The sequence below is a fragment of the Rhodanobacter sp. DHG33 genome (assembly GCF_014843005.1).
Taxonomy (GTDB): Bacteria; Pseudomonadota; Gammaproteobacteria; order Xanthomonadales; family Rhodanobacteraceae; genus Rhodanobacter_A.
The window spans coordinates 68,983-94,848 of the sequence record NZ_JACYXM010000005.1; the positions used below are offsets into that span (position 1 = coordinate 68,983).

At 67.5% G+C, this 25,866-nt stretch carries 23 protein-coding genes and 1 other RNA gene; 7 read left to right on the forward strand and 17 right to left on the reverse strand.

Annotation, left to right across the window (positions count from 1 at the left end; translation table 11 throughout):
• Nucleotides 1–4 precede the first annotated feature (4 nt).
• The 14 genes from IHE46_RS10895 to rsmI form a co-directional block, all read right to left on the reverse strand.
• Nucleotides 5–748, reverse strand: coding sequence for a cell division protein FtsQ/DivIB (locus IHE46_RS10895; RefSeq protein WP_192164675.1), 744 nt, complete (start codon nucleotides 746–748; stop codon nucleotides 5–7).
• Nucleotides 745–1,707 carry a D-alanine--D-alanine ligase gene (locus IHE46_RS10900; protein WP_192164676.1) on the reverse strand — a complete coding sequence of 321 codons (963 nt, stop codon included), beginning with the start codon at nucleotides 1,705–1,707 and terminating at the stop codon, nucleotides 745–747. The genes IHE46_RS10895 and IHE46_RS10900 overlap by 4 nt, the downstream gene beginning before the upstream one ends.
• Nucleotides 1,707–3,152 (reverse strand): UDP-N-acetylmuramate--L-alanine ligase, encoded by a 1,446-nt coding sequence (gene murC, locus IHE46_RS10905; protein ID WP_192164677.1) that lies wholly within the window; start codon nucleotides 3,150–3,152, stop codon nucleotides 1,707–1,709. The genes IHE46_RS10900 and murC overlap by 1 nt, the downstream gene beginning before the upstream one ends.
• Complete coding sequence (murG, locus tag IHE46_RS10910) at nucleotides 3,149–4,225, reverse strand: undecaprenyldiphospho-muramoylpentapeptide beta-N-acetylglucosaminyltransferase (RefSeq protein WP_192164678.1); 1,077 nt, start codon at nucleotides 4,223–4,225, stop codon at nucleotides 3,149–3,151. Before murG ends, murC begins: the two co-directional genes overlap by 4 nt.
• The gene (gene ftsW / locus IHE46_RS10915; protein ID WP_192164679.1) at nucleotides 4,222–5,460 is read right to left on the reverse strand and encodes a putative lipid II flippase FtsW; all 1,239 of its coding nucleotides are present in this window, start codon (nucleotides 5,458–5,460) and stop codon (nucleotides 4,222–4,224) included. Before ftsW ends, murG begins: the two co-directional genes overlap by 4 nt.
• A 1-nt stretch (nucleotide 5,461) precedes the next feature.
• Nucleotides 5,462–6,562: a phospho-N-acetylmuramoyl-pentapeptide-transferase gene (gene mraY, locus IHE46_RS10920; RefSeq protein ID WP_192164680.1), complete on the reverse strand. Its 1,101-nt coding sequence runs from the start codon at nucleotides 6,560–6,562 to the stop codon at nucleotides 5,462–5,464.
• Nucleotides 6,552–7,919, reverse strand: a complete 1,368-nt coding sequence (gene murF / locus IHE46_RS10925) for a UDP-N-acetylmuramoyl-tripeptide--D-alanyl-D-alanine ligase (RefSeq protein WP_192164681.1) — start codon at nucleotides 7,917–7,919, stop codon at nucleotides 6,552–6,554. The genes mraY and murF overlap by 11 nt, the downstream gene beginning before the upstream one ends.
• Nucleotides 7,916–9,406: a UDP-N-acetylmuramoyl-L-alanyl-D-glutamate--2,6-diaminopimelate ligase gene (locus IHE46_RS10930; protein ID WP_192164682.1), complete on the reverse strand. Its 1,491-nt coding sequence runs from the start codon at nucleotides 9,404–9,406 to the stop codon at nucleotides 7,916–7,918. The genes murF and IHE46_RS10930 overlap by 4 nt, the downstream gene beginning before the upstream one ends.
• Nucleotides 9,403–11,268, reverse strand: a complete 1,866-nt coding sequence (locus IHE46_RS10935; RefSeq protein WP_225562992.1) for a penicillin-binding protein 2 — start codon at nucleotides 11,266–11,268, stop codon at nucleotides 9,403–9,405. Before IHE46_RS10935 ends, IHE46_RS10930 begins: the two co-directional genes overlap by 4 nt.
• Nucleotides 11,265–11,528, reverse strand: coding sequence for a cell division protein FtsL (gene ftsL, locus IHE46_RS10940; RefSeq protein WP_192164818.1), 264 nt, complete (start codon nucleotides 11,526–11,528; stop codon nucleotides 11,265–11,267). The genes IHE46_RS10935 and ftsL overlap by 4 nt, the downstream gene beginning before the upstream one ends.
• A 5-nt stretch (nucleotides 11,529–11,533) precedes the next feature.
• Entirely contained in the window at nucleotides 11,534–12,469 is a 936-nt protein-coding gene (rsmH, locus tag IHE46_RS10945; protein ID WP_192164683.1) for a 16S rRNA (cytosine(1402)-N(4))-methyltransferase RsmH, read from the reverse strand.
• Between the two features lie 47 nt (nucleotides 12,470–12,516).
• Nucleotides 12,517–12,963: a division/cell wall cluster transcriptional repressor MraZ gene (gene mraZ / locus IHE46_RS10950; protein WP_192164684.1), complete on the reverse strand. Its 447-nt coding sequence runs from the start codon at nucleotides 12,961–12,963 to the stop codon at nucleotides 12,517–12,519.
• Nucleotides 12,964–13,283: 320 nt separating this feature from the next.
• An RNA gene (rnpB, locus tag IHE46_RS10955) (RNase P RNA component class A) lies at nucleotides 13,284–13,646 on the reverse strand.
• 51 nt (nucleotides 13,647–13,697) lie between these two features.
• The gene (gene rsmI, locus IHE46_RS10960) at nucleotides 13,698–14,525 is read right to left on the reverse strand and encodes a 16S rRNA (cytidine(1402)-2'-O)-methyltransferase (RefSeq protein WP_192164685.1); all 828 of its coding nucleotides are present in this window, start codon (nucleotides 14,523–14,525) and stop codon (nucleotides 13,698–13,700) included.
• Between the two features lie 87 nt (nucleotides 14,526–14,612).
• Between rsmI and IHE46_RS10965 the strand changes: the two genes are divergently transcribed.
• Together IHE46_RS10965 and IHE46_RS10970 are read left to right on the forward strand one after the other, a co-directional pair.
• Nucleotides 14,613–16,481, forward strand: a complete 1,869-nt coding sequence (locus IHE46_RS10965) for a penicillin-binding protein activator (protein ID WP_192164686.1) — start codon at nucleotides 14,613–14,615, stop codon at nucleotides 16,479–16,481.
• Nucleotides 16,481–16,837 (forward strand): YraN family protein, encoded by a 357-nt coding sequence (locus IHE46_RS10970; RefSeq protein WP_192164687.1) that lies wholly within the window; start codon nucleotides 16,481–16,483, stop codon nucleotides 16,835–16,837. The genes IHE46_RS10965 and IHE46_RS10970 overlap by 1 nt, the downstream gene beginning before the upstream one ends.
• A 25-nt stretch (nucleotides 16,838–16,862) precedes the next feature.
• Here the strand turns inward: IHE46_RS10970 and IHE46_RS10975 are convergent, their stop codons facing one another.
• Nucleotides 16,863–17,591 (reverse strand): DUF4386 domain-containing protein, encoded by a 729-nt coding sequence (locus tag IHE46_RS10975; protein ID WP_192164688.1) that lies wholly within the window; start codon nucleotides 17,589–17,591, stop codon nucleotides 16,863–16,865.
• Between the two features lie 166 nt (nucleotides 17,592–17,757).
• On the opposite strand from IHE46_RS10975, the gene IHE46_RS10980 reads away from it, so the two are divergent.
• Entirely contained in the window at nucleotides 17,758–18,774 is a 1,017-nt protein-coding gene (locus IHE46_RS10980) for an AraC family transcriptional regulator (RefSeq protein ID WP_192164689.1), read from the forward strand.
• Nucleotides 18,775–18,917: 143 nt separating this feature from the next.
• A complete protein-coding gene (locus IHE46_RS10985; protein ID WP_192164690.1) occupies nucleotides 18,918–20,003 on the forward strand; it encodes an MBL fold metallo-hydrolase in 1,086 nt (361 codons plus the stop codon).
• Nucleotides 20,004–20,035: 32 nt separating this feature from the next.
• Here the strand turns inward: IHE46_RS10985 and IHE46_RS10990 are convergent, their stop codons facing one another.
• Entirely contained in the window at nucleotides 20,036–22,261 is a 2,226-nt protein-coding gene (locus tag IHE46_RS10990) for a TonB-dependent receptor (protein ID WP_192164691.1), read from the reverse strand.
• A gap of 191 nt (nucleotides 22,262–22,452) precedes the next feature.
• Between IHE46_RS10990 and IHE46_RS10995 the strand changes: the two genes are divergently transcribed.
• Nucleotides 22,453–23,190 carry a hypothetical protein gene (locus IHE46_RS10995; protein ID WP_192164692.1) on the forward strand — a complete coding sequence of 246 codons (738 nt, stop codon included), beginning with the start codon at nucleotides 22,453–22,455 and terminating at the stop codon, nucleotides 23,188–23,190.
• Between the two features lie 60 nt (nucleotides 23,191–23,250).
• Nucleotides 23,251–23,997 carry a pteridine reductase gene (locus IHE46_RS11000; protein ID WP_192164693.1) on the forward strand — a complete coding sequence of 249 codons (747 nt, stop codon included), beginning with the start codon at nucleotides 23,251–23,253 and terminating at the stop codon, nucleotides 23,995–23,997.
• A gap of 1 nt (nucleotide 23,998) precedes the next feature.
• Here the strand turns inward: IHE46_RS11000 and IHE46_RS11005 are convergent, their stop codons facing one another.
• Entirely contained in the window at nucleotides 23,999–24,850 is an 852-nt protein-coding gene (locus IHE46_RS11005) for a DUF6159 family protein (protein ID WP_192164694.1), read from the reverse strand.
• 185 nt (nucleotides 24,851–25,035) lie between these two features.
• Here IHE46_RS11005 and IHE46_RS11010 point away from each other — a divergent pair, with 185 nt between their 5' ends.
• Complete coding sequence (locus tag IHE46_RS11010) at nucleotides 25,036–25,755, forward strand: pseudouridine synthase (protein WP_192164695.1); 720 nt, start codon at nucleotides 25,036–25,038, stop codon at nucleotides 25,753–25,755.
• The last annotated feature ends 111 nt before the right edge of the window (nucleotides 25,756–25,866 follow it).

The following is a 25,866-nucleotide window of genomic DNA, read 5'->3' on the forward strand; positions in this document are numbered from 1 at the left end:
GTTCTCATGAGCGGCGCGTGGTCGCGGCCTTGGTGGTGATTGGCGCCTGCTGCGGCCAGCGCACGGCGAAGCCGTTGGCGTAGCGCAGATCGGCGTAGACGAAACCCTGGTCGTGACCGGCCATCATTTGCGGATAGACATCGAGGAAGCGGCGCAACCGGTCGCCGGCGAGATCGCGGTCGCCGATCACGATGCGCGCGCCGCTGGTCGTGGTGACGCTCCAGCTGCCGCGCGCGGTCAGCGCCACGCCGTTGATCGAGAGATGGGTACCGGCGAAGGCCTTGCCCACGTCGGCATAGAAACTCACCACCTCGGCCAGGCGGTCGTCCGGCCCCTGCAGGTCGGGCAGCGTGGCGGTGTCGGCGGCATTGACCGGCGCGTCGAACACCTTGCCCTGCCGGCTGATGAGCTGCTTCTCGTTCCAGCGCGCGAACGGCTGGCGCTCGATCACGCGCAGCTGCAGGGTGTCCGGCCAGCGCTTGCGCGCCTCCACCGATTCCACCCAGGGCAGCGCCGCCACGGCCTGCTGCACGTTGTCGAGGTTCAGCGCGAAGAAGCCCTTGCCGAGGCGCGGCAGCACCGCGGCACGGATCTGCTCCATGCCCACGTGCTTGAACTCGCCCTGCACGGTGAGCTGCGTCACCGGCCAGCGGTTGGCCGCGAACCAGCCGTTCAGCACGCCCACGATGGGCAGCGCCAGCAGGGCAGCGACCAGGCACCAGGCAACGAGGCGGGCGCTTCCCCTCATGCACCCTCCCGGAAACTCGTTTCCAGCACGCGCCAGCACAGCGCTTCGTAGTCGATGCCGGCGGTGCGGGCCGCCTTGGGCACCAGCGAGTGCGAGGTCATGCCGGGTGCGGTGTTCACTTCCAGCAGCCAGTTGCGGCCCTGGCGGTCGCGCATCACGTCCACGCGGCCCCAACCGGCGCAGCCCAGCGCGTCGAACGCGGTCAGCGCCAGCGTGCGCAGCGCGTTTTCGGCGTCGCCCTGCAGCCCGGGGCACAGGTACTGCGTGTCTTCGGCGATGTACTTCGCGTTGTAGTCGTAGAACGCGCCCTTCGGCACGATGTGGATGGAAGGCAGCACTTCGCGACCGAGGATGCCGACGGTGAGTTCGTCGCCTTCGATCAGCGTCTCCATCAGCAGATCGCCGGGATACTTCGCCGCCAGTTCGACCGCGCTGTCCAGCTGCGCCTCCTCGAACACGCGGGTCACGCCCACGCTGGAACCCTCGCAAGCCGGCTTCACGATGAGCGGGAAGCCGATCTCGCGCGCCGCAGCGTGCACCGCCACGGCATCGGCACCGCGCGGCAGCGCCACGAACTTCGGCGTGGGCAGTCCCAGCGACTGCCACACGCGCTTGGAGCGCGTCTTGTCCATCGACAGCGCGGAACCCAGCACGCCCGAACCGGTGTACGGCACCTTCAGCGATTCCAGCGCGCCCTGCAGCACGCCGTCCTCGCCGCCGCCGTGCTGGCCGTGCAGGATGTTGAACACGCGTGCGAAGTGGCCCGCGCGCAGCGCATCGAGCAGCGCGGGGATGCCGTCGATGGCATGCGCGTCCACGCCGCGCGCCTTCAGCGCCGCCAGCACGTTGCGGCCCGAGTCCAGCGACACCTCGCGCTCGGCCGAGCTGCCGCCCATCACCACGGCGACACGGCCGAACTCGACGGGGTTGGAAATGCGGGTTTGGGAATTCGTTGCCATCACGCGGCGCCCTTGGTCTTGAGTTGGCCCAGCTGCGCCAGTTCCACGGCCGCCGCGCCGATGTCGCCGGCGCCGAGCAGCAGCAGCAGATCGCCGTCGCGCAACAGCGCCGGCAAGGTGTCCTTGAGTTCGCGCGGGTGATCGACCAGCACCGGGTCGACCTTGCCGCGCGCGCGTACCGCACGCGCCAGTGCGCGGCCGTCGGCGCCGGCGATCGGCGCCTCGCCGGCCGGATAGACGTCCGTCAGCACCAGTACGTCAGCCTCGGCCAGCACGTTGGCGAAGTCGTCCAGCAGATCGCGTGTGCGGCTGTAGCGGTGCGGCTGGAAACCGACCACGAGGCGGCGCTCCGGCCAGCCGCCGCGTGCCGCGGCAAACACTGCAGCCAGCTCGCTGGGGTGGTGGCCGTAATCGTCCACCAGCAGCGCTGCGCCCTTGTCCAACGCCAGTTCGCCGCGGCGATGGAAGCGCCGACCCACACCCTGGAAATTCGCCAGTGCGTGCGCGATCGCTTCCGCACCGACACCCAGCTGCCAGCCGATGCTGGCGGCGGCCAACGCGTTGAGCACGTTGTGCCGGCCCGGCAGGTTCAACGTCACGGGCAGCGGCTCCGCACGGCCCGGCAGGTGCAGGTCGAAGCTCATCTGGAAGCCGCTCTGCACCACGTTCGAGGCGCGCACGTCGGCATCCGCGCTGGCGATGCCGTAGGTCATCACGCGGCGCGTGGTGGTCTTCGCCAGCTGCGCCACTTCGGCGTCGTCCACGCACAGCACGGCGAGACCGTAGAACGGCAGACGGTGCAGGAAATCGCCGAAAGCCTTCTTCACCTCGGCGAAATCGCCGTGGTAGTTCTCCAGGTGATCGGCGTCGATGTTGGTGACTGCCGCGATGACCGGCGACAGCAACAGGAAGGAACCGTCCGATTCGTCGGCTTCCGCGACCAGGTACTGCCCGGTGCCCAGCCGTGCGTTGGCGCCCGCGGCATTCAGCTGGCCGCCGATCACGAAGGTGGGATCGTAATTCGCCTCGGCCAGCACGCTGGCGGCCAGGCTGGTGGTGGTGGTCTTGCCGTGCGTGCCGGCGATGGCGATGCCGCGACGGAAGCGCATCAGCTCGCCCAGCATCTCCGCGCGCGGGATCACCGGGATACGAGCTGCGCGCGCGGCACGCAGCTCGGGGTTGTCCGCGTGGATCGCGCTCGAAGTCACCACCACGTCGGCGTCGCCCACGTTCGCGGCATCGTGGCCCACGTGCACCACCAGGCCGAGCTGCGCCAGGCGCTGCGCGGTGGGCGAGTTGGACTTGTCCGAACCCGACACCGCGTAACCGAGGTTGTGCAGCACCTCGGCGATGCCGCTCATGCCCACGCCGCCGATGCCGATGAAATGCACGCGGCGGAAGGTCGACATCAAGTCTTCGTGCGCTAGGAGGCGACGCGGCGTCATGCGGCCACCTCCATGCAGGCGCGGGCGATGGTGTCCGCCGCGTCGGGCTTGGCCAGCGTGCGCGCGGCCTCGGCCATGGCGAGCAGTTGCGCACGGTCGGCGAGCAGCGTGTCCAGACGCTGCGCAAGTCGTTCCACGTTCAAATCGCGTTCCTGAATCAATTCGGCGGCACCGGCGGCGAGCAGTGCCTCGGCGTTGCGGGTCTGGTGGTCGTCCACCGCGTGCGGGAACGGCACCAGCACCGCACCGAGACCGGCCGCGGTGAGTTCGGCCAGCGTGAGCGCACCGGCGCGGCAGACGGCGAGGTCGGCCCAGGCGTAGGTGCCTGCCATGTCTTCGATGAAGGGCACCACCTGCGCTTCGACACCGGCTTTCGCGTAAGCCTCGCGCGCCTCGTCGATGCCGCGGTTGCCGCATTGGTGCAGCACTTCGGGACGCCGCTCCGGCGGCAACAGTGCCAGCGCCTGCGGCAATGCGAGGTTCAGCGCGCGGGCACCGAGGCTGCCGCCGAGCACCAGCAGGTGCGTGCGTCCGCTACGCCCCGCGAACCGCTGCGCCGGCGCCGCCAGCGTAGCGATGGCGGCACGCACCGGATTGCCTACCCATTCTGCATCGGGAAGCGCATCGGAAAAACCCGCGAGCACGCGCTGCGCACGCGCGGCGAGCTTGCGGTTGGTGAAACCGGCCACGCGATTCTGCTCATGCACCAGCAACGGGCGATGCAACAGCTGCGCAGCCAGGCCGCCGGGGCCGGCCACATAGCCGCCCATCGACAGCACGCTGCGCGGCTTCAGCCTGCGCAGCACGCCGAGTGCGGACAACAGCGCGCGCGCCAGCATCAGCGGCGCGGCGAGCCGCGTCTTCCAGCCCTTGCCGCGCAAGCCGCCCACGCGGATTTCGTGCAGCTCGATGCCGTGCGCCGGCACCACCTTCGTCTCCATGCCGCCGACCGCGCCCAGCCACGCCACCGGCACGCCCTGCGCGCGCAGCGTTTCGGCCACGGCGAGGCCGGGGAAGATGTGGCCGCCGGTGCCGCCGGCCATGATGAGCACGGGACGGGAGTCGGCGTTCATGCCATCTCTCCCACCGGCAGCGACGCGGTTTCGCCGGCCTGGGCCGCCAGCGGCGCATCCGGGCGGCGGCGCACCGACTCGCGCGCGTCCAGCGCGCGGTTGATTTCGTACGTGGCGCGCAGCAGCACACCGGCCATCGCGCAAGTCAACGCCATCGACGAACCGCCGTAGCTGATGAGCGGCAGGGTCAGGCCCTTGGTGGGCAACGCGCCGAGGTTCACGCCCACCGACACGATGGCCTGCATCGCCAGCATCAGCGAGATGCCGAACGCGACATAGCCGGCGAAACGCTGGCCCACTTCGACGCCCTTCAGGCCCATCACCAGGCCGCGGCCCACCGCCAGCGCGAACAGGCCCATCACCAGTATCACGCCGACCAGGCCCAGCTCCTCGCCGATCACCGCGAAGATGAAGTCGGTGTGCGCCTCGGGCAGGTAGGAGAGTTTCAGCACGCTGGAACCTAGGCCCACGCCCGTCCACTCGCCGCGCCCGATCGCCATCAGCGACTGCGTGAGCTGGAAGCCGTCGGTGAACGGATGCTCCCACGGGTTCATGAAGGAAGTGAGCCGCTTCACGCGGTAGCTTTCGCCGGTGGCCGCGATGTACAGCAGCGGCATCAGCGGCAGACCCATCACGCACAGATAGATCGGCTTTGCGCCACCCAGCCACACCATCGCGATGGTCACCGAAATCACCAGCGTGGCCGAACCGAAGTCGGGCTGCGCCAGCAACAAAAGCACGAGGATGCCGGCAACCGCGATCGGCTTGATGAGGCCGAGGAAGGTCGTCTCGATGTCGTCGCGGCGGCGCACGAGGTAGCTCGCCATGTACACCACGAGGATCAGCTTCACCGCCTCCACCGGCTGGAAGCTGGTGATCCCCAGGTTGAGCCAGCGCCGCGCGCCGTTGATGCGCATGCCGAAATGCGGCACGAACACGGCCAGCAGCAGCACGAACGCCAACGCCAGCAACGGGAAGGCGTTCTTCTCCAACAGCTTGAGTTCGGTGCGCATCGCCAGGCCGGCCGCCAGCACGCCCAGCGTCAGGAACAGCAGATCCTTCTTCAGGTAATAGAACGCGCCCATGTGGCTGGTGTCGGCCACCGCGATGGAACTGGACGTCACCATCACCAGGCCGACACTGACCAGCCCGACCAGCGCGACCAGCAACCACGGGTCGAAGCTGCCGCGCGGACCCTGCCGCTTGATCGCCTGTTCCGTGCCGAAGCCGAACATCTCAGCGCACCTTCAACGTGGCAAGGCCGACCAGCACCAGCACGACGCTGATGATCCAGAAGCGCACGATCACCCGCGGCTCGGGCCAGCCCTTCAACTCAAAGTGATGGTGGATCGGCGCCATGCGGAACACGCGCTTGCCGGTGGTCTTGAAGCTGACCACCTGGATCATCACCGAGGCGGTTTCCAGCACGAACACGCCGCCCATCACCAGCAGCACGATCTCCTGCCGCACGATCACTGCGATGCAGCCCAACGCCGCGCCGATGGCCAGCGCGCCCACGTCGCCCATGAACACCTGTGCCGGATACGTGTTGAACCACAGAAAACCCAACCCGGCCCCGGCCAGCGCGCCGCAGTAGATCGCCAGTTCGCCCGCGCCGGGAATCGAGGGGATACCGAGGTATTCGGAGAACACCTTGTTGCCGGCGACATAGGCGAACAGACCCAGCGCGCCGGACACCAGCACGGTGGGCATGATGGCGAGGCCGTCGAGGCCGTCGGTGAGGTTCACCGCGTTGGAGAAACCCACCACGATGAAATACGCCACCACCACGAACAGCACGCCCAGCGGAATCGCCACGTGCTTGAACAGGGGGACGAACAGCGCCGTCTCCGCCACCGGCACATTGCCTACGGCGTGCGGCGCGGTGAAATACAGGAACAGCGCCGCGCCCAGGCCGAACACCGACTGCCAGAAATACTTCCAGCGCGAGGCGAGGCCACGGCTGTCCTTCAGCACCAGCTTGCGGTAATCGTCGTAGAAACCGATCAGGCCGAAGCTCACCATCACCGCCAGCACCACCCACACGTAACGGTTGTGCAGGTCGGCCCACAGCAGGGTGGCGACGCTCACCGCGAGCAGAATCATCACGCCGCCCATGGTCGGCGTGCCGGCCTTGGACAGATGCGACTGTGGACCGTCGCTGCGCACCACCTGCCCCGCCTTCAGCGCGGCGAGCTTGCGGATCAGTGCCGGGCCCAGCAGCAGCGACACCGCCAGCGCGGTAAGCGCGGCCATGATGGTGCGGAAGGTGATGTACTGGAACAGATGCAGCGTGGTGAAGTGCCGCGCCATCCAGTCCGCGAGTTCAAGCAGCATCGGATGCGCCCTCCTTCTTGACCGCGCCTTCGAGCGCCTTCACGACGTGTTCCATGCCCGCCGAATGCGAACCCTTGACCAGGCAGGTCACGCCACCGTGCAGGCCGGCCTTCAGCGCGGCGATCAGGTTCGCCTTGTCCGCGAAGTGTTCGCCGCCGACGCCGAAAGCCTCGACTGCCGCCTCACCCAGCGGGCCGACCGCGAAGAGGCGCTCGATGCCCCGTTCGCGCGCCTTCGCGCCCACGCCGGCATGCAGCGCGCGCGCATCGGCACCGAGCTCGGCCATGTCGCCCAGCACCAGCCAGCGTTCGCCCTGCGCCAGCGCCAGCGTGTCGATCGCCGCGGCCATCGAGCTGGGATTGGCGTTGTAGCTGTCGTCGACCAACATGCCGCCGCCCGGCAACGCGATGCGGCGCAGGCGGCCTGCGACTGCACTGGCCTTTTCCAGCCCTGCCACGATGGTGGCGAGCGGCACTTCCAGCGCCAGCGCGATCGACGCGGCCGCCAGCGCATTGGCCACGTTGTGGCGACCGGGCAAGGTCAGATTCACTGCCGCCTTGCCTTGCGGGGTGACGAGCACGAAGCGCGAGCCGTCCGCGCGCGGCTGCACATCCTCCGCCCCAATGTCGACCTGATGTTCCAGGCCGAAGCGCAGCACGTTCCGCCCTCCCGCGAGGCCCGCGAAAAAGCCGGCGAACGCATCGTCCGCATTGATGATCGCCACACCGTCCGCGGGCAGCGCCTGGTACAGCGCGCCCTTGGTTTCGGCCACGCCTTCCACGCTGCCCATGCGCTCAAGGTGCGCGGGCGCGATGATGTTGACGAGGCCGATATCGGGCCGCGCGATGGCAGCGAGGTAGGCGATGTCGCCCGGCTTGCCCGCGCCCATCTCCAGCACCGCGTATTCGGTGTCCTCCGGCATCGCCAGCAAGGTCAGCGGCAGGCCGATCTCGTTGTTGTAGCTGCCGGTGTTGACGTGGGTGCGCCCGTGCAGCGACAGGATCGAGGCGGTCAGCGTCTTCACCGTGGTCTTGCCGTTGGAACCGGTGATGCCGATCACCCGCGCGTGGCGCTGCGCACGTACCGCGCTGGCGAGATCGCCCAGCGCCACTTCCACGTCGTCCACCAGCACCTGCGGCAACGGACTGTCCACTTTGCGCGCCACCAGCGCACCGGCAGCGCCGGCAGCGTGGGCCTGGGCGAGATAGTCGTGGCCGTCCACGTGCTCGCCTTTGAAGGCGGCGAACAGGTCGCCCGGCTTGAGTTTGCGCGTGTCGATGGCCACGCCGTTCACCGCGGCGTCGTCGCCGAGCAGATGGCCATGCGTCCACATCGCGATGGTGCCGAGTTGCATCATGCGCGACGCTCCAGTGCCGCACGCGCGACCAGCATGTCGTCGAACGGGCGCTTGCCGCCGGCGCCTTCCTGATAAGTCTCGTGGCCCTTGCCGGCGATCACCACCACGTCGTTGGCCGCGGCCATGTCCAGCGCCTGGCCGATGGCGGCGGCGCGGTCGCGCTGCACGCCGTATTCGCGCGCCCCGCCCATGCCGGCCACGATCTGCGCCACGATGGCATCGCCGTTCTCGCCGCGCGGATTGTCGTCGGTGACGATGGCTACATCCGCCAGACGCGCCGCGATGGCGCCCATCAGCGGGCGCTTGCCCGCATCGCGCTCGCCGCCGCAACCGAACACGCAGATCAACCGCCCGCGGCAGTGTGCGCGCACGGCGCTCAGCACCTGCTCCAGCGCGTCGGGCGTGTGCGCGTAATCCACCACCACCAGCGGCAACCCGTTGCGCCCGCCAAGCCGGCTCATGCGGCCATTGACCGGCTGCAGCTTTTCCAGCGCGGCGACGATGCGCTCGAACGGCTCGCCCAGCGCGCCAAGGCAGGCCGCGACAGTGAGCAGGTTGGCCACGTTGAACAAGCCAAGCAAGTGGCTCTTCAACGTATGCGTGCCCCAAGGCGTGCGCAGCACGAAGGCCAGGCCTTCGGCGGAACTGACCACGTTGCTCGCCGCCACGTCCGCCGCCGCATCGCCCTTCGCGCTGACGCGCAGTGCGCGCACCTCCGCGGGCAGCCGCTCCAGCAACTGCGCGCCGAACGCGTCGTCGCCGTTGATGACCGCGGCGCGCAGACCCGGCCACGCGAACAACTTGGCCTTGGCCTCGCCGTAGGCCTCCATGCTGCCGTGGTAGTCGAGATGATCGCGGGTGAGGTTGGTGAACGCGGCGACTTCGAAATCCACCGCACCGACCCGGTCCTGTTCCAGCGCGTGCGAGGACACCTCCATCGCCACGTGGGTAGCACCGGCATCGCGGAATTCGGCGAGCAGGCCATGCACGCTGATCGCATCCGGCGTAGTGCGCTCGCCTTCGCGCAGCCGGCCATGCAGACCCGCGCCCAGCGTGCCGATGGTGGCGGCGCGATGGCCGAGGAATTCCAACGCCTGCGCCAGCAACTGCACGGTGGACGTCTTGCCATTGGTGCCGGTGACGCCGACCACGCGCAACTCTTCGGACGGACGGCCATGGAAGCGCGAGGCGATTTCGCCGACCTGCCCGTGCAGGCCGTCGATCCACAGCACCGGCACGTCCAACGGCGCGGTCTCGACGGCCGGCGCCTCGGCCAGCACCACGGCCGCGCCGCGCTGCACCGCGCTGGCGGCGAACTGGATGCCATGGCCTTGCGTGCCGCGCAAGGCAAAGAACGCGTCGCCGCGGCGTACCTTGCGCGAGTCCAGCGTCAGCCCGGACACCACGATGCGCGAGGCGCCCGGGTTGGCCGCCAGCGGCGCGTCCGCGATGCCGAGCAGCAGTTGGTCGAGGTGGCCGATGTTCATGGCGCGCCTCCTTCCACCGGCGCTTCGTCGACCGGCGCCTCGTGCACCGGCACGTCGTTGGCCGAAGGCGGCGGCGCCGGCGTCTGGCTGCCGACCAGGCCGCCATTGCCCTGCAGCGGACCGCCCACGTACCAGCGGCCGATGTTGTCCGGCGGAATGTCGAGCAGACGGACCGCACCACTCATGACCGACGCGAACACCGGCGCCGATACGGTGCCGCCGAAATAGCCGCCCTTGGTGGTGCCGTTGATCACCACCACCGCCACCAGCTGCGGATTGCTGGCCGGCACGATGCCGGCGAACAGCGAGTTGTAGGTGTCCTTGGCGTAACCGCCGGCGATCGCCTGATGCGAGGTGCCGGTCTTGCCCGCCACGCTGTAGTTCGCGATGCGCGCGTTCGCGCCGGTGCTGTTGGGACCGGTCACCGTCTCCAGCATGCTGACCAGTTCGTGCGCCACCGTGGGCGAGATGATCTGCTTGCCCGGGCTGTCGTCGCCCTTGATGAAGGTGGGCGTGTGCATCACGCCGCCGTCGGCGATGGTGGCGTAGCCCGTGACCAGCTGCAGCGGCGTGACGTTGAGGCCGTAGCCGTAGGCCATGATGGCCTTTTCCAGCGGACGCCAGTCGCGCCCCACGCGGAGCAAGCCCGACGATTCGCCGGGAAAGCCGCTGCCGGTACTGTTGCCGAAGCCGAAGGCGCGATAGGTGTTGTACATCAGCGACGTGTCGAGCGTCATCGCGATCTTCGCCGCGCCCACGTTGCTCGAACGGGTAAGCACGCCGGTGGGCGTGAGCACGCCGTTCGGATCGTCGTCGTGGATGTCGTGGCCGTAGAAGAACCAGTGGCCGTTGCCGGTATCGATGGCCGGCCCGGTGGGCGTGTACTTGCCGCTGGACAGCGCCGCGGCCAGCGTGAACGCCTTCATGGTGGAACCCGGCTCCACCACGTCGGTGACCGCGCGGTTGCGCCGCTGCACCGGCTTGCTTCCGGCCAGGGCGTTCGGGTTGTAGGTGGGCAGGCTGGCCATCGCCAGGATCTCGCCGGTGTGCACGTCCATCACCACCATCGAACCGGAGGCGGCGTTGAACTTGTCCAGCGTGTTCTTCAGTTCGTTGTAGGCGAGGAACTGGATGCCGCGGTCGATGCTGAGGGTGAGGTTCTGGCCCGGCTTGGGTGCGCGCACCTGCTCCAGGGTTTCCACCTCGTGGCCCTTGCCGTCGCGGATCACGCGCTTGATGCCGGGCTTGCCGGCCAGCCAGTCGTCGTACGCCAGCTCCAGGCCTTCCTGGCCGTGATCGTCGATGTTGGTGACGCCGAGGACGTGCGCGGTCACTTCGCCCGACGGGTAGAAGCGCTTGAATTCGCGCTGCCCGTTGACGCCCGGAATGTCCAGGTCGAGCACGGTCTGAGCCGCCTCCGGCGGCATCTGCCGGCGCAGGTAGACGAACTCGCGGTCGGAGCGCTGCTCCAGGTATTGCTCGATCTGCTGCGGATCGCCGCCCAGCGCCTTGGCCAACGCGGGAATGCGGTCGGAATTCGCCAGCAGCACGGCCGGGTTGGCCCAGATCGAGGTGACCGGCGTGGACACCGCCAGCGGTTCGCCGTTGCGGTCGAAGATGGTGCCGCGCGATACCGGGATCGGCACTTCGCGCAGGAAACGCGCATCGCCCTGCTTCTGGTAGAACTGCTTGCGCACCACCTGCAGATCGAACGCGCGCGCCACCAGGCCCAGCGAGATCAGGCCAAGTACGCCCACCACCAGCACCATGCGCTTGCGCGCACTGGGACCCGCGCCGCGTCGCCGGCTCGGCGACGTGGCGCGCTGCGGCTGCGGACGGATGCGGTCGCGCCACTTCGTCATCGGCGCAGCAACCGTATGTTCTGCGGGCTGGGATCGACCATGCCCAGCTGCTGCCGGGCTTCTTCGTCGATGCGGCGCGGCTCGGCGAACGTGGCCTGCTCGAGTTCGAGCCGGCCGTAATCGATGTTGATGGCGTCGCGCTCGTTCTGCAGCGCGGTCAGCTGCACGAACAGCACGCGGCCTTCATGGCGCGCCCACACCACACTGATCGCGCTGGCGATCGTGGCGGCCAGCAGGGCCAGCATGAGGACGGTCTGGATCGCCTTCATGCGTCACCTGCCGTCGGCAGCTTTTCGGCCACCCGCAGTACGGCCGAGCGGGCGCGCGGATTCACCGCCAGCTCCGCGTCGGAAGGAAACTGGGCCTTGCCCACCGCAGCCAGTTCGGCCGGTTTCGCCGCCACCGGCGGCCCGCGGCGGCTGCCCTGCACCCGGCCGGCGTGATCGCGGATGAACTGCTTGACGATGCGGTCTTCCAGCGAATGGAAACTGATGACCGCCAGCCGGCCGCCGGGCTTCAGCCGCGACAGCGCCGCATCCAGGCCGCGCTGCACGGCATCCAGCTCGCCGTTCACGCGGATGCGCAGCGCCTGAAAGCTGCGCGTGGCCGGGTGCTTGCCCGGTTCGCGCCGGCCCACCACGCGCTCGATCAGCGCGGCCAGCTCGCCGGTGCGCGCGATCGGGTTTTCCGCGCGCCGCTCGACGATGGCGCGGGCGATCTTGCGGCTGAAACGCTCTTCGCCGAACTGCCACAGCACGTCGGCGATCTCGCGCTCGCTGGCGTGCGCGAGGAAATCCGCCGCGCTTTCGCCCTGGCTGGTGTCCATGCGCATGTCCAGCGGCGCATCGGCCATGAAGCTGAAGCCGCGTGCGGCTTCGTCCAGCTGCGGCGAAGACACGCCGAGGTCGAGCAGCACGCCGTCCAGCCCTGCGGCGGTTTCGTCCCACTCGGCCATGCTGGAGAAATTGGCGTGGCGTATCGTCACGCGCGGTTCGCCGGCGAACGACTTGCGTGCTTCGGCAATCGCCTGCGGATCGCGGTCCATCAGCAGCAGGCGACCGTCGGGGCCGAGGCGCGACAGCACGGCGCGGGCGTGACCGCCGCGTCCAAACGTGCCATCCAAATAACGCCCGCCTGCCTGCACGGCAAGGCCCTCCATCGCTTCGTCCAGCATTACCGGGATGTGCCGCAATTCGGCCATGCCGCACCTCCCGTCCCTTTGCCCGTCCGCCAATCCGCGTGCCGCGCTTACAGCTGCAGCGCGGCCATGTCGTTGGTGATTTCGTCTTCGCCGATGGTCTGGCGGATCTTGGCCAGGTGGGCCTGTTCGCTCCAAAGCTCGAACTTGTTGCCCATGCCCAGCAGCACCGCCTTCTTCTCGATGCCCGCCGCCGAACGCTGGCTGGCTGGCAGCAGGATTCGCGCGGCGCTGTCCGGTTCGACCACGGTCGCGGCACCCACCAGCTTCATCTGCATGTCGCGATGGGCGGCCTTGACCTTGGGCAGCGCATTGACCTGATCGCGCACCTTTGCCCACTCGTCATGCGGGAACAGCCACAGGCAGCCCAGCTCGAACGGGTTGTAGGTGATCACCAGCCGGTTCGCGCAGGCGCCCGCCACCAACTCGCGGTATGCGGTCGGTATGGCCAGCCGGCCCTTGTCGTCGACAGTGATGGCGGTTTCGCCCTGAAACACGAACAGACTCCACGATTACCCACGATTTCACACTGAAATCCACGATAGTCTCGCCCCCTGAGACTGTCAAGGGATTTTTGCTTGTGAATCAAGGAGAAAGGCGAAGTTGTGACTGTGTTTCCAGCACTTTCTGAGAAACATTCCCAAGGTATTTGAATACAGGGAAATTTTTCCAAAAAGTATTTGGTGCGACGAGGGTTGAAACCCTTCCGGACAACCGACCGGGCCGGCCAGGGCATGAACCGTCGTTCATCCCGCTCCATGCGCGTGCGTATCCAGCCCCCGGCGCACATATGCGCCGGGGGTTAGGGGAGATCAGAGGGTGGAGTCGGCCTATAAGCCGGGTTCTGTACGCCTTGCGGCGCGACAGTCATTCCTCTCGGCCAGGCGTCGCCGCCTGGCTCCAGCAACCTACCCGGGAACAACGCGGGCCGCGTTATCGTTCCCCTATTTGGTCTTGCTCCGAGTGGGGTTTACCGTGCCACGCGGCGTTGGCCCCGCGCGCGGTGCGCTCTTACCGCACCGTTTCACCCTTACCTGTGCCCTTGCGGGCCATCGGCGGTTTGCTTTCTGTTGCACTGGCCGTCGGTTCGCACCGCCCAGGCGTTACCTGGCACTCTGCCCTGTGGAGCCCGGACTTTCCTCGACGCACTCGCGTGCGACGCGACTGTCCGGCCGACTCCGCCTCCCATTGTAGTGGCCGGCGCGCCGAAAAGCGCGCTGCATGCGCCGCCTCAGGATTCGTACAAGGCCTTGCGCGGCGCGCCGCTGATCGCCGCAGCCAGCTTCGCCGCCTTCGCCGGCGGCAATTCCTCGCGCAGGATGGCGAAGATGCGCTGCCCTTCCGCCAGCTTCGCATCGGTTTCTTCGCCACGGCCGGCGACGAGGAGCACGCATTCGCCGCGCTGCTGATCGGGATCGTTCGCCACACGTTCCGCAAGCTGCGCCAGCGGCTCGCCGATCACCGTCTCGAACATCTTGGTGAGTTCGCGCGCCAGCACCGCTTCGCGTTCGTCGCCGAATACCGCGCGCATATCGGCAAGGCTCTCCGCCACGCGATGCGACGATTCGTAGAAGATCAGCGTGCGCGGCTCGCCCGCCAGCTCTTGCAGGCGCGCACGGCGCGCCGCGGATTTCGGCGGCAGGAAACCTTCGAATACGAAGCGGTCGCTGGGCATCCCTGCCACCGACAACGCCGCGATGGCTGCGCAGGCGCCGGGCACCGGCGCACACCGCACACCGGCGGCACGCGCCGCGCGCACCAGCCGGAACCCGGGATCGGAAATCAGCGGCGTGCCCGCATCGGAAATCAGCGCCACCGACTCGCCGCCCTGCAGGCGCCGCACGATGGCGTCCACCACCTCGCGCTCGTTGTGATCGTGCAAGGCGACCATCGGCGTGGCGATGTTGTGATGGAGCAACAGCGGCTTGCTGTGGCGCGTGTCCTCGGCGGCGATCACCGCCACCTCGCGCAGCGTGGCAATGGCGCGCGCGGAGAAGTCGTCGCGATGACCGATCGGCGTGGCGACCACCCACAGGCAGCCGGGTTGAACGGATGACATGCGCAAGCTCCTGCTGGCCCGGATCACGGAAACGATGGGCTATCATCGCGCACACTCGACGCAAACATGCCGACATTGAGAGTACCGATGCGCCTGCGCCCCGTCCCCCGGCCTTCCCTGTCGACCTTTGGCCCCGTCCTGCTGCTGGCCTGCGCATTGGTCCTGAGCAGTTGCGTCCCCGGCAACACGAAGCCTTCGGCCGCCGAAACCACCGCCGCGGACAGCGCTGCATCCCTGGTGCAGCAGGGCCAGTTCGACCAGGCCGCACAGGCTTGGCTCGCGCTGGCATCGCAATACGGCGACCGCGCCGACCATTACCGCCTGCTCGCCGCGGAGTCGTGGCGCGAAGAAGGCCGCATCGACGATGCCGCACCCACGCTGGCGCTGATCAAGCGCGAAAACCTGCAGGGCGACGACACCGTCCGCTTCGACCTGCTGCGCGCCGAACTCGCGCTGCGCCACCACGACGACGCCACCGCGTTGCGGCTCACCACCCAACCCACCGTCGCCGTGCCGAACGCGCTGCAACTGCGCATGTACGAACTGCGCGCTCGCGCGCAAGCCGCCACCGGCGACCACTGGGGCGCCGCCCGCACCCGCGTGCAGATGGACGACAAACTGCAGGGGCTGGACCGCGCGGAAAACCGCAAGCAGATCCTGGCCGAACTGACCAAGCTCAACGTGGCCTCGCTCAAACAGCGCGCTGCCGCGATGAGCGCTGGCGATCCCATGCTGTCCTGGACGAACGAAGCGCTGAGTCAGCTCGGCGTCGCCGTGGCGCAGCCCACGCCTTCCCTGCAGCAGCCGGTGGGCACCCTGCTGCCGGGCGCCAACGCCGATGTGCGCGAGGGCTACAAGATGCCCGCCCACGTGGCCTTGCTGCTGCCGCAGAGCGGCCCCTATGCCGGCGCGGGCAACGCGATCCTCGAGGGCTTCTTCGCCGCCTACGCCGAGAGCGCGCGCACCCATGCTCCGCGCGCCTCGGTGCACATCTACGACACCGAGGGCACCGCCAACGGCGCGACCAAGGCTTATCAACAAGCCGTGAGCGACGGCGCGCAGCTCGTGGTCGGTCCGCTCACTCGCGGCGCGGTCGCCGCGGTGTTTACCCAAGCCACGCTGCCGGTGCCGGTGCTGGCGCTGAACCATGCGGACGGCAAGCAGCTCCCTGCCAGCGGCGCCAGCGAATTCGGCCTGCTGCCCGATACCGAGGGCGCCCAGGCTGCCGACCACATGGTCGATCGCGGGTTGCACCAAGCCTACGTGGTGATCTCCAGCGACGACTTCGCCCAGCGCGCCGCCAACGCCTTCAAGGCCGAACTGCAGGCCCGTGGCGGCAACGTGACCGGCATGGCCACCCTGCCCACTGGGGGTGCCAACTACGCCGCCACCATCGCCCAGCTGGGCCTGGCTGGCGCAGGCAGCGACGCCGGCATCTTCATCAGCATGCGTCCCGAGCAGGCGCGTCTGCTGATGCCGCAGCTGCAGCTCGCCAAGATCACCTTGCCGGTGTTCGGCACCTCGCACATCTATGCCGGCAACGACAACCCCACCGCCGACGGCGACCTCAACGGCGTGGAGTTCTGCGACGCCCCGTGGCTGTTCAATGCCCAGCCCGGACTGCCGAACCATGACGACGTCGCCACCCTGCTGCCCACCGCGCGCGACGGCAACGCACGCTTGTTCGCGTTCGGCATGGACGCATGGAATCTGCTGCCCTACCTCGACTGGCTGCACGACCATCCGGGCAGCTACCTGCCTGGCGCCAGCGGCCAGCTCACCGCCGACCAGTTCGGCCGCATCAGCCGCGTTCTGACCTGGGCGAAATTCCAGAACGGGGTCGCCCGCCCGCTCAGCGGCGACCTGCAGGTGGACGACCTGCCGGCTTCGTCCGGCAGCACACCCGCGCCCGCCGGCAGCGGCGCGCAACCGGCGGCTGCATCCTCCGTCCACTGATGCGCGCTACCGGCGCCGGTTTCGAGCAACGCGCCAGCGTCGAGCTCGAACGCGCCGGCTTGAAACCCCTCGCCCGCAACTACACCACACGCCATGGCGAACTCGACCTGGTGATGCTGGACCGTGACACCGTGGTGTTCGTCGAGGTGCGCTACCGCGTGCGGGCCGGCCACGGCAATGCGCTCGCCTCGGTCACGCGCGGCAAGCAGGACAAACTGATCCGCACCGCACAACTGTGGCTGGCCGCCCACCCGCAACACGCGCAGCGTTCCTGCCGCTTCGATGTGGTCAGCTACGACGGCCCGGCCGCCAGCGCATGCATGCAATGGGTGCGCGGGGCATTCGAGGCGGACTAGCCGATTCAGGGCCAGTCCATGCCTTCTATCCTGGTACCGAAGATTCAAATGCGGCTACAGGCGACGAGGCGACCTTCACGCCACGCGCCAGCAACCAGATGCCAGTCGTGATCTCTGCAAGGAAGATAGGCAGCCAGCCCATCTGGATCGCGTGCGACCAGGCAGGAAATACAAGATCACCGAGACTGGTCAGCAAGGCGACGACCGACGCAAACACCCCAAACGCGGAAAGCGGGCGCGGGATATAGCGTGTTTGCATGAACAGATAGAAGAAGAGGGTGGAACCGAAACCGAAGAGCAGGGTCGCGATATTGAACGATGCGAAATCCGCAGCCCTGGCCAGGTCGACCGCGGCTTGCAGCTTCGCCGAGCCAAAGGACCGCAGGTATTCGGGATCGGCCTGCAGGCTGAGCGTGCCGAAAGAGATGAACGCGGTCACGCAGCAAAAGGCCTCGCCAAGCCGCCAGTACAGCGCCATGCGCGCGATGCGTTCGTTCACGGGCTTCAGGACCACATACAAGGCATACGCCAGCAGCACCGTGAATACGGATGCCAGCAACTGCAGCACCAGCGCAGCCCGATAAAGCGTTTGCCCTTCGGCGATGCGTGCGAGACGCTCGGCGAAATCCCCTGATCCCACGACATGCGAAATCAAGTACTGGCCGCCCATGTAGAGCACGATCAGCAGCAGGTAGACAAACCCGGCGGTCCGGGCATAGCGGATTTGCACTGCGGCACCGTATCGATCGCTCATGTCCCAGCCCCCGTCTCCGCGCATCGAGGTTGCGTCATGGGCGGAGCCTGCTGCCTCGCCCGGATGTGGCGATCTTATGCAGCGTCCCTTCGCGCAGACATGGCCGCATGAATCAGGAACGTGATCCTGGGTAACATCGCGGCATTCCATCCGGGACGTACGGGCCATGGCCAGCGCCACCATTGCTGCGGGAATCGCGCATGCCCTGATGAATCTCGCGGTGTCGAAAGGCGCCAATCGGAAAGCGCTGACCCAAGCGTGCGGCATCGATCCGCAGCAATTGCAGGATCCGGACAACCGCTTGCCGTTAGCCAGTTACGTGGCCCTCATGCGCGCGGGCCAGACACTCAGCGGTGATCCCGCGCTCGCGCTGCACTTCGGCGAGACGTTCGACCTAGCCGAGATATCCATCGTCGGCCTGCTGTGCATGGCCAGCGAAACAGGGGCCGAAGCCTTCGCGCAGTGGAACCGCTACGAACGGCTCGTCGTGGATGTGGACGGATTGACCAAAGGGAGCCGCCACCTCCTCGAGCGCAAGGCCGGCCGGCTCTGGCTGATCGATACGCGAGGCAATCCCAACGACTTCCCCGAACTCACCGAATCCAGCTTTGCGCGCCTGGTCTGCATGGCACGTCGCACGCAGGGAGAGAAGCCGCTCATCGAGGCGATTCACGTGACGCACTCCGCGCCGGCATATCGTGACGAGTACGCACGCATCTTTCAGGTGCCCGTGACATTCGACAGCGACCGGAACGCGGTGGTGATGGCGAGCGATGCATGGTTGTCCGAGCGCATCGAACAGCCGTCGCGCTACGTCTTCGGCATTCTCAGCGAACGCGCCCAGGCCTTGCTCGATCGCCTTGAAAGCTCGACCACCCTGCGCGGGCACATCGAAAGCCTGCTCATCCCCATGCTTCATACCGGCGACATCGGCATCGACCGGGTGGCCAGGATGCTCGGACTGAGCCGGCAGACCCTGTTCCGCAGATTGAAGGCGGAAGACACCACTTTCACGAAACTACTCGACGAACTGCGCCATAGGATGGCGCTTCACTATCTGAGCGGAAAGAAGGCCTCGGTAAACCAGGTGGCCTATCTGGTCGGGTTCGCCGAACCGGCGGCGTTCTCGCGTGCGTTCAAGCGATGGACAGGAACCAGTCCGCGCGCCGCACGTCGCGAGTGAGCCTCGAGCGGTACGCAGGCGGAATGCCCATGCGGCATCGCGGCTGCCTTGCATCGTCCGGATCCATCCCCACGTGATCATCGACGCATCGGCAAATCCGCCACTCGCGCGGCTTGCGCCGAAAACCCGCAGGACAGATCGCCATGACCGATTCCACCGGCTCGCTCGCATCAGGCAATGACGGCACCGCATCGCTGCGCTCCGCCGATGGCCGTTTCCGCAACCTCGCTCCGCGGCCGGCGCTGGCGCACAGCAAATCGCGCTGGAAACTGATGTGGGAGGTTTTCTTCGAGAAGCCCTCGAACACGCGTCCGCGAGCACCGATCCCGGTGCGCAAGCTGACGCGGGCGGAGCTCGATGCAGCGCCGGATCGCAGCCTGTATCGGCTGGGCCACTCGACGCTGCTGCTCAAGCTGCGCGGCCAATGGTGGCTGACCGATCCGGTGTTCTCGCGGCGCGCATCGCCCTTTTCGTGGCTAGGGCCAAAGCGTTTTCACGCGCCGCCGATCGCCATCGACGCGCTGCCTCCGATCCGTGGCGTGATCCTTTCGCACGACCACTACGACCACCTGGACCATGCCGCGATCAAGGCCTTGATGGGCAAGGTTGACGTGTTCCTCACGCCGCTGGGTGTCGGCGACCGGCTGGTCGAATGGGGCGTACCCAGGGACAAGGTGCGCCAGTTCGACTGGTGGCAGGGCATCGAAGTCGATGGCGTGCGCTTCACCGCCACGCCGGCGCAGCACTTCTCCGGACGCGGCCTGCACGACGGCAACCGCACGCTATGGTGCTCGTGGGTGATCGACGATGGCCAACGTCGCGTGTTCTTCAGCGGCGACAGCGGCTACTTCGCGGGGTTCGCCGAGATCGGCCGGCGCTTCGGACCGTTCGACCTCACCCTGATGGAAACCGGCGCTTACAACGTCGAGTGGCCCTACGTGCACATGCAACCGGAAGAGACGGTGCAGGCGCACGCGGATCTGCGCGGGAACTGGCTGTTGCCGATTCACAACGGCACCTTCGACCTGTCCATGCACGCATGGTTCGAGCCGTTCAAGCGCGTGCTGGAACTGGGCAACGCACAGGGCATCCGCATCGCCACGCCGGTGATGGGCGAACGCTTCGACATCGATGCGCCGCGCACCGGTAGCCGCTGGTGGCGCGACGTAGTGGCGCAGGAAAAGGCAGGCCGCGCGTTCGGCGCGACCGAACGGTCAAGCACGCCGTAACCGGAGTCCGGTTACGGCGCCGCCCCGCTGCGTCAGAAATCCTTCTGCAGGCTTAGGTACAGCCCGCGGCGCGGTCCGTACTGCGGTGCGCCCACGCCGACGCCGGTGCCATCGCGCAGCTCGTAGGTGCGATCCAGCGCGTTGATCAGCGCCAGCTGGGTGTGCAGCTTGCCGAAGTGGTCGAAGGTGAAGTCGTGCGAGACGTCGAGGTTGAGCTGGAAGTAGGCGGGCATGCTGGCGCCATTCGGAATGCTGCTACCGTCCGGCGACACATAGTCGCGACGCAGGCCCGAGCCGAACAGGTAGTCGGCGCCGAACTTGGTGCCGTCGCCCAGGGTGTAGCTGATGCCGCCGGAAGAAGTGTATTTCTGGTCGTGGTCCAGGTAGATGTAGTTGGCCGCGATGTACGCCAGCTCCGCCGGGTCGAAGTTGTACTGGCTGGTCATCACGTCCTTGCCCATCGCCTTGCTCCAGGCGAAGTTGAAGTAGGCCGACCACGGGCCGTCGTTGAAGTTGGCGGTGAACTCCGTGCCGGCCACGCGACCCAGGCGGTAATTGAAGGTGGAGTAGATCAGCGCGGTGCCGAACTGCCCTTCGTCCTGCAGGCGATTCACCTTGCGGTAGTAGGTGTCCAGACCCAGCGTCCAGTCGCTGCCGATGTTCTGCGAGATGCCGGCATCGAAATAGTCGGAGCGTTCGGCCAGCGGCTCGTTGTCGCCATAGTCCTTCACCGCATTGGTGGTGCCGGTGAAGGCCTCGATGTTCGCGGCGGTGATCATCTCGGTGGCCGGCGGCGTGAAGTAGCGCGAGTAGCCGGCATGAATGGTGGTGTTCTCGCCGGCCTGCCAGACCACGCCGATGCGCGGACTGAGCTGGCTCTGGGTGGTGTTGAAAGCTTTGTATTCGTCGCCGCGCAGGCCGTAGTTCACCGTCCAGTTCTGGCCGATGCTCCATTCGTCCTGCACATAGGCGGACCAGGTCTTGGCGACGATCTGGTCGCTGGTGAAGATGCCGAGCGGCGTGGTGCTGGTCTGCGCGCCATCGGCGTCGGCCGGGAACACCAGCGAGTTGGTGTTGGTGGCGGCGCGGTCGTAGCTGCCGTAGATGCCGTAGCGCAGGATGTGGGTGTCGCTCAGCGGCGTGGAGAAATCCGCCTGCAGCGTGCTCTGCCGATCGGCCTGGTTGATGGCGCCAGCCACGCCGTTGAACATCAGGTCCCCGATGTCGTCGGGCAGGTACTGCAGGCCGCTGTAGCGCTGGCCCAGCGAGACCTGGTAGTCGGTGCCGCCCAGCTTGCCCTGCAGCGAGAGCACGCCGAAACGGGTCTGCTCGTCCTGCTGCTCGTTCAAGTCGGCGGAGTTGAAGTTGGTCACGTCGAGATAGCCGAACTGCGGTGTCTGACCCGGGTTGTCCGGGATCTCGAAGCGGTTGTTGGCGAAGCCGAACATGAAGCTCAGCCGCGTGTCGTTGTCGATCAGGTAGGTGATGTCGCCGAAACCCTTGACCTGGTTGGTGTGGTCGTGGATCGGCGTGCGGCTGGCGGTGGGGTTCTCGATGCCGACATCGTTCTGCAGGTAGTTCGCGGTGAAGTACGCGCTCCAGTTGCCGCTGTTGCCCCACAGCGAAACGTTGGGATTGAACGTACCGAACGAACCGCCGGTGACGCCGATGCTGCCGCCGTTGCCGAGGTCGGCGCCGCTCTTGGTGGTGATGTCGACCACGGCGGCGGTGCGCAGGCCGTATTCCGCGGGCAGGGCGCCGTCGAGCAGGCTCACGCTCTGGATCGCGCGCGCATCCAGCGTCTGGCCGAAGCCGGAGATGGATTCGGGGATGATCACGCCGTTGATGCGGTACTGCAGGTTCGCGTGGTCGCCGCGCACGTGCAGGCCGCCGTAGGAATCCTGCACCACGCCCGGCGCCTGCAGCACGACCTGGTTCAGCGGCGTGGAGGCGCCCAGCGGCAGCGCCTGGATGTCCTTCGAGTCGATCACGTATTGGCTGGAGCCGGTATCCGGCGACAGCGCGTTGCGCGCCTGGTCGAGCGCCGCGGTGACGCTGATCGCGCCAAGGTTCTGCACCTTCGGCGCACGCTTGTTGCGTGTGGCCTGCTGGCTGTCGTCGCCGTCCGTCGTACCGCTGGTGGTCGTGCCGCCGGTGGTGGCAGGAGCAGGGACAAGCGTGACGTCATCGGCACGCGCGTGGACGGAGGTCGCGCACAGCGCAGCAGCAAGACTCAGGGCAAGCGGGGAAAACTTCATGGGTCGGGATTCCGATTCCGGGGAGGCGGCGATCCGGCTGGGCGGCCGGGTTATGAACTGTAATGTTATAACATTACCTAGATGGAACCCAGCCCGACACGGGCCACAAGTCATGGTCGACACGCGGCCATTGATCCGGGCTTCATGCCGCCACCCTAGACTGGCCGCTCAGCACTACACGGAGTTGCGCCATGAGCGAGTCCGACAAGTCCAGCGGCAGCCGCCAGGTTCCCGCCGTGATCGGTGGACAGGAGGAGGCGAACCGGATCACCCAGGCCATCCTCGACTTCATCAGTCGCATCCCGGTCAGCAAGGTGGAAGGCGCCGACGACCCGCAGGCGAAGGCGCGCCAGATCGCCAGCCGCGCAGCGCAGCGCGCCGCACTCACCTCCGGCACGCTGGCGCTGCCACCGGGGCCGCTGGGCTGGCTCACCGTGCTGCCGGAGCTGATGGCGATCTGGAAGATCCAGGCGCAGATGGTCAGCGACATCGCCGCCGCCTACGGCCGGCACACCGAACTGGGCCGCGAACAGATGCTGTACTGCCTGTTCCGCCACACGGCCGCGCAGGCCTTCCGTGACCTGGTAGTGCGCATGGGCGATCGCCTGCTGTTCCGCCGCATGTCGTTCGCCGTGGTGGAGCGCATCTCCAAGCAGCTCGGCGTGAAGCTCAGCCAGCGCGCCCTGGGCGAAGGCATGTCGCGCTGGCTGCCGGTGATCGGTGCGCTGGGCGTGGGCGCCTACGCCTACTACGACACCGGACAGGTGGCCGCCACCACCATCGAACTGTTCAGCCACGGCATCGAGCACGAAGGCGGCGACGCACCCGCCGAGGTAGCGGCGCCACGGCCGCCCTCGCGTGCCCGCAAATTGGCCGGCGCGGCGCGCAAGGCCGTCACGCGCAAACGCCGTCCTTCCGACGATGCGTGAGTGACGCGCGGGCGACTATCCGGCAAGCTCTCGCCATCCGACTCGTGCAGGACCCACCGCATGCCGCCTCGCCACGAACGCCCCGTCGCCCTGATCACCGGTGCCGGCAAGCGCGTGGGCGCGGTGATCGCGCGCACCCTGCATGCCGCCGGCTACGACCTCGTGCTGCACTGCCGGCGCTCGCGGGCCGAAGCCGAGTCGCTGGCTGCCGAACTGGAACGCGGACGCACCCACAGCACGCTCGTGCTGCAGGCCGAGCTGGCCGATCCGCAGGCGCCGGCTATGCTGACGGACGCCGCGCTCGCGCACTTCGGCCGTCTCGATGCGCTGGTCAACAACGCCTCGGCGTTCTTCCCCACACCCATGGGCACAGTCAGCGTCGCGCAGTGGAACGAACTTTTCGCGTCGAACGCGCAGGCGCCGTTCTTCCTCGCGCAAGCTGCGATGCCCGCGCTGCGCGCATCGCGCGGCGCCATCGTCAACCTGGTGGACATCTACGCCGAGCGCGCACTGGCGAACCATCCGGTCTATTGCATGGCCAAGGCCGCGCTGGCGGCGATGACGCGCGCGCTGGCGCTGGACCTCGCCCCCGAAATACGCGTCAACGGGGTGGCGCCCGGCGCCGTGCTGTGGCCCAGCGACGGCAAGCCGTACGATGACCAGCAGGCCATGCTCGCGCGCACCCCGATGCAACGCGCCGGCTCGCCCGAAGACGTGGCCGGCGCCGTGCTGTGGCTGCTGCGCGACGCACCCTACGTGACCGGTCAGATCATCCGCGTCGACGGCGGGCGCACGCTCACGGTGTGAATCAGCGCTTGGGCCGGAATGCCGATTCCAGCAGCGCCTGATCGAAACCGCCGCCCACCTCGCCCGCCTCGGCATAGCGGTACAGCGCGGCGGAGTAGATGCCTTGCAGGGTGGATTGCACCAGGCCCAGCAGGATGAAGGCGACCACCGCCAGCGCACCGGTCAGCGCCATGGCGACGACCGACTGGGTGGCCGCCGCGCCGACCATCAGCGCACCGAAAAGCAGCACCACCAGGAAGATCACCAGGCCGAACACCACACCCAGCCCCGCGTTGCCGATCAGGTTCTCGCCCCAGGTTCCCTTGAGCAGTTCGGCGCTGCGCTTCACCGCGTCCATCGGGCCGATGCCTTCGCTGGCCAGCACCGGCACCACCAGGAACGTGGCCACCGTCCACGCCAGGCCGAGCAGGCCCACCACGAAACGGCCGATCAGGCCCAGCCGCTCCTGCAGCATGCGCAGCAGCAGGCCCACGGTGGCGGCGATCAGCGCATAACCGAAGATGCTGCCCACCCGCGAGCGCGCCAACGCAAAGCCGTCGGCCATGCTGGCGGGCTCCCCACGCAAACGCGCAAGCGCCACGCCGACCAGCGCGGTATTGAAAAAAGCGATCACGAAATACTGCACAAGGTAAAACGCAAAGAGCACGACGTAGTACAGCGGCGAGAAATGGCGCTCGTCCACATCGGCGTGATGGCCGACCATCGCCAGCACCACGGGAACCAGGAAGCTCGCCGCGACTATCACACTGCACACGCCCGCCAGCAGCGGGAACACCAGCAGCGACTTGTCCGAACGCAACACCCCTGTGCTTGCCTTCATCAGTGCCCAACTGCGGGCGAACTTGCCAGCCATCCCCTGTCTCCCATGCGATTGGAGCGCTCTTTCTAGCACCGCCCGCACTTCGGCGACAGGGCCGCACCGCGCACCCATGCAGGAAAACCTGCCTGCATCCACAATAGGCAGACCAGACCGGCGAGACCGGCCTGCCCGCGAGCCGCGAAGCGAGCGGGACGGCTGCCACAGGAAAGCACTGCTCCATGCGCGTGAACAAATACATCAGCGAAGCGGGCCTCTGCTCGCGCCGCGAAGCGGACGAATGGCTCGTGGCGGGCCGCGTCACCATCAACGGCGAAGTCGTGGGCACCGGCGCCAAAGCGCTGGAAGGCGACGAGGTGCGCGTGGACGGCGAGCTCGTCAAGGCGCGCATCCTCGCCGCCACGCCCGCCGCCAAGAAGGCCACCTACATCGCGCTGAACAAGCCGGTGGGCATCACCTGCACCACCGACGCCACGGTGAAGGACAACATCGTCGATTTCGTCGACCACGCGCAGCGCATCTTTCCCATCGGCCGGCTGGACAAGGATTCGGAAGGACTGATCCTGCTCACCAGCAACGGCGACATCGTCAACGAGATCCTGCGCGCGGAGAACAACCACGAGAAGGAATACCTGGTGGCGGTGAACAAGCCGGTCACCGAGGAGTTCCTCGCCGGCATGGCGCGCGGCGTGCGCGTGCACGGCCAGATGACCAAGCCCTGCCGCACGCGCAAGATCGCCAAGTTCGGCTTCGCCATCGTGCTCACGCAGGGCCTGAACCGACAGATCCGCCTGATGGCGGCGGCGTTCGGCTACCGCGTGACCCAGCTGCGCCGCGTGCGCATCGTCAATGTGAAGCTCGGGCACCTGAAACCGGGCCAGTGGCGCAACCTCACCGATGCGGAACTGCAGGGCCTGCTGCCCGGCCGCACGCAGTGGTGAACCGCGAGCCCAGGCACGTATTAAGAGCCCACTCTAGGCGCGACTGCCTTTTGCCCTGATCGAAGCAAGCGCAAGGCAATCGCACACAGGATGCGCTCCTACAACGCGGGT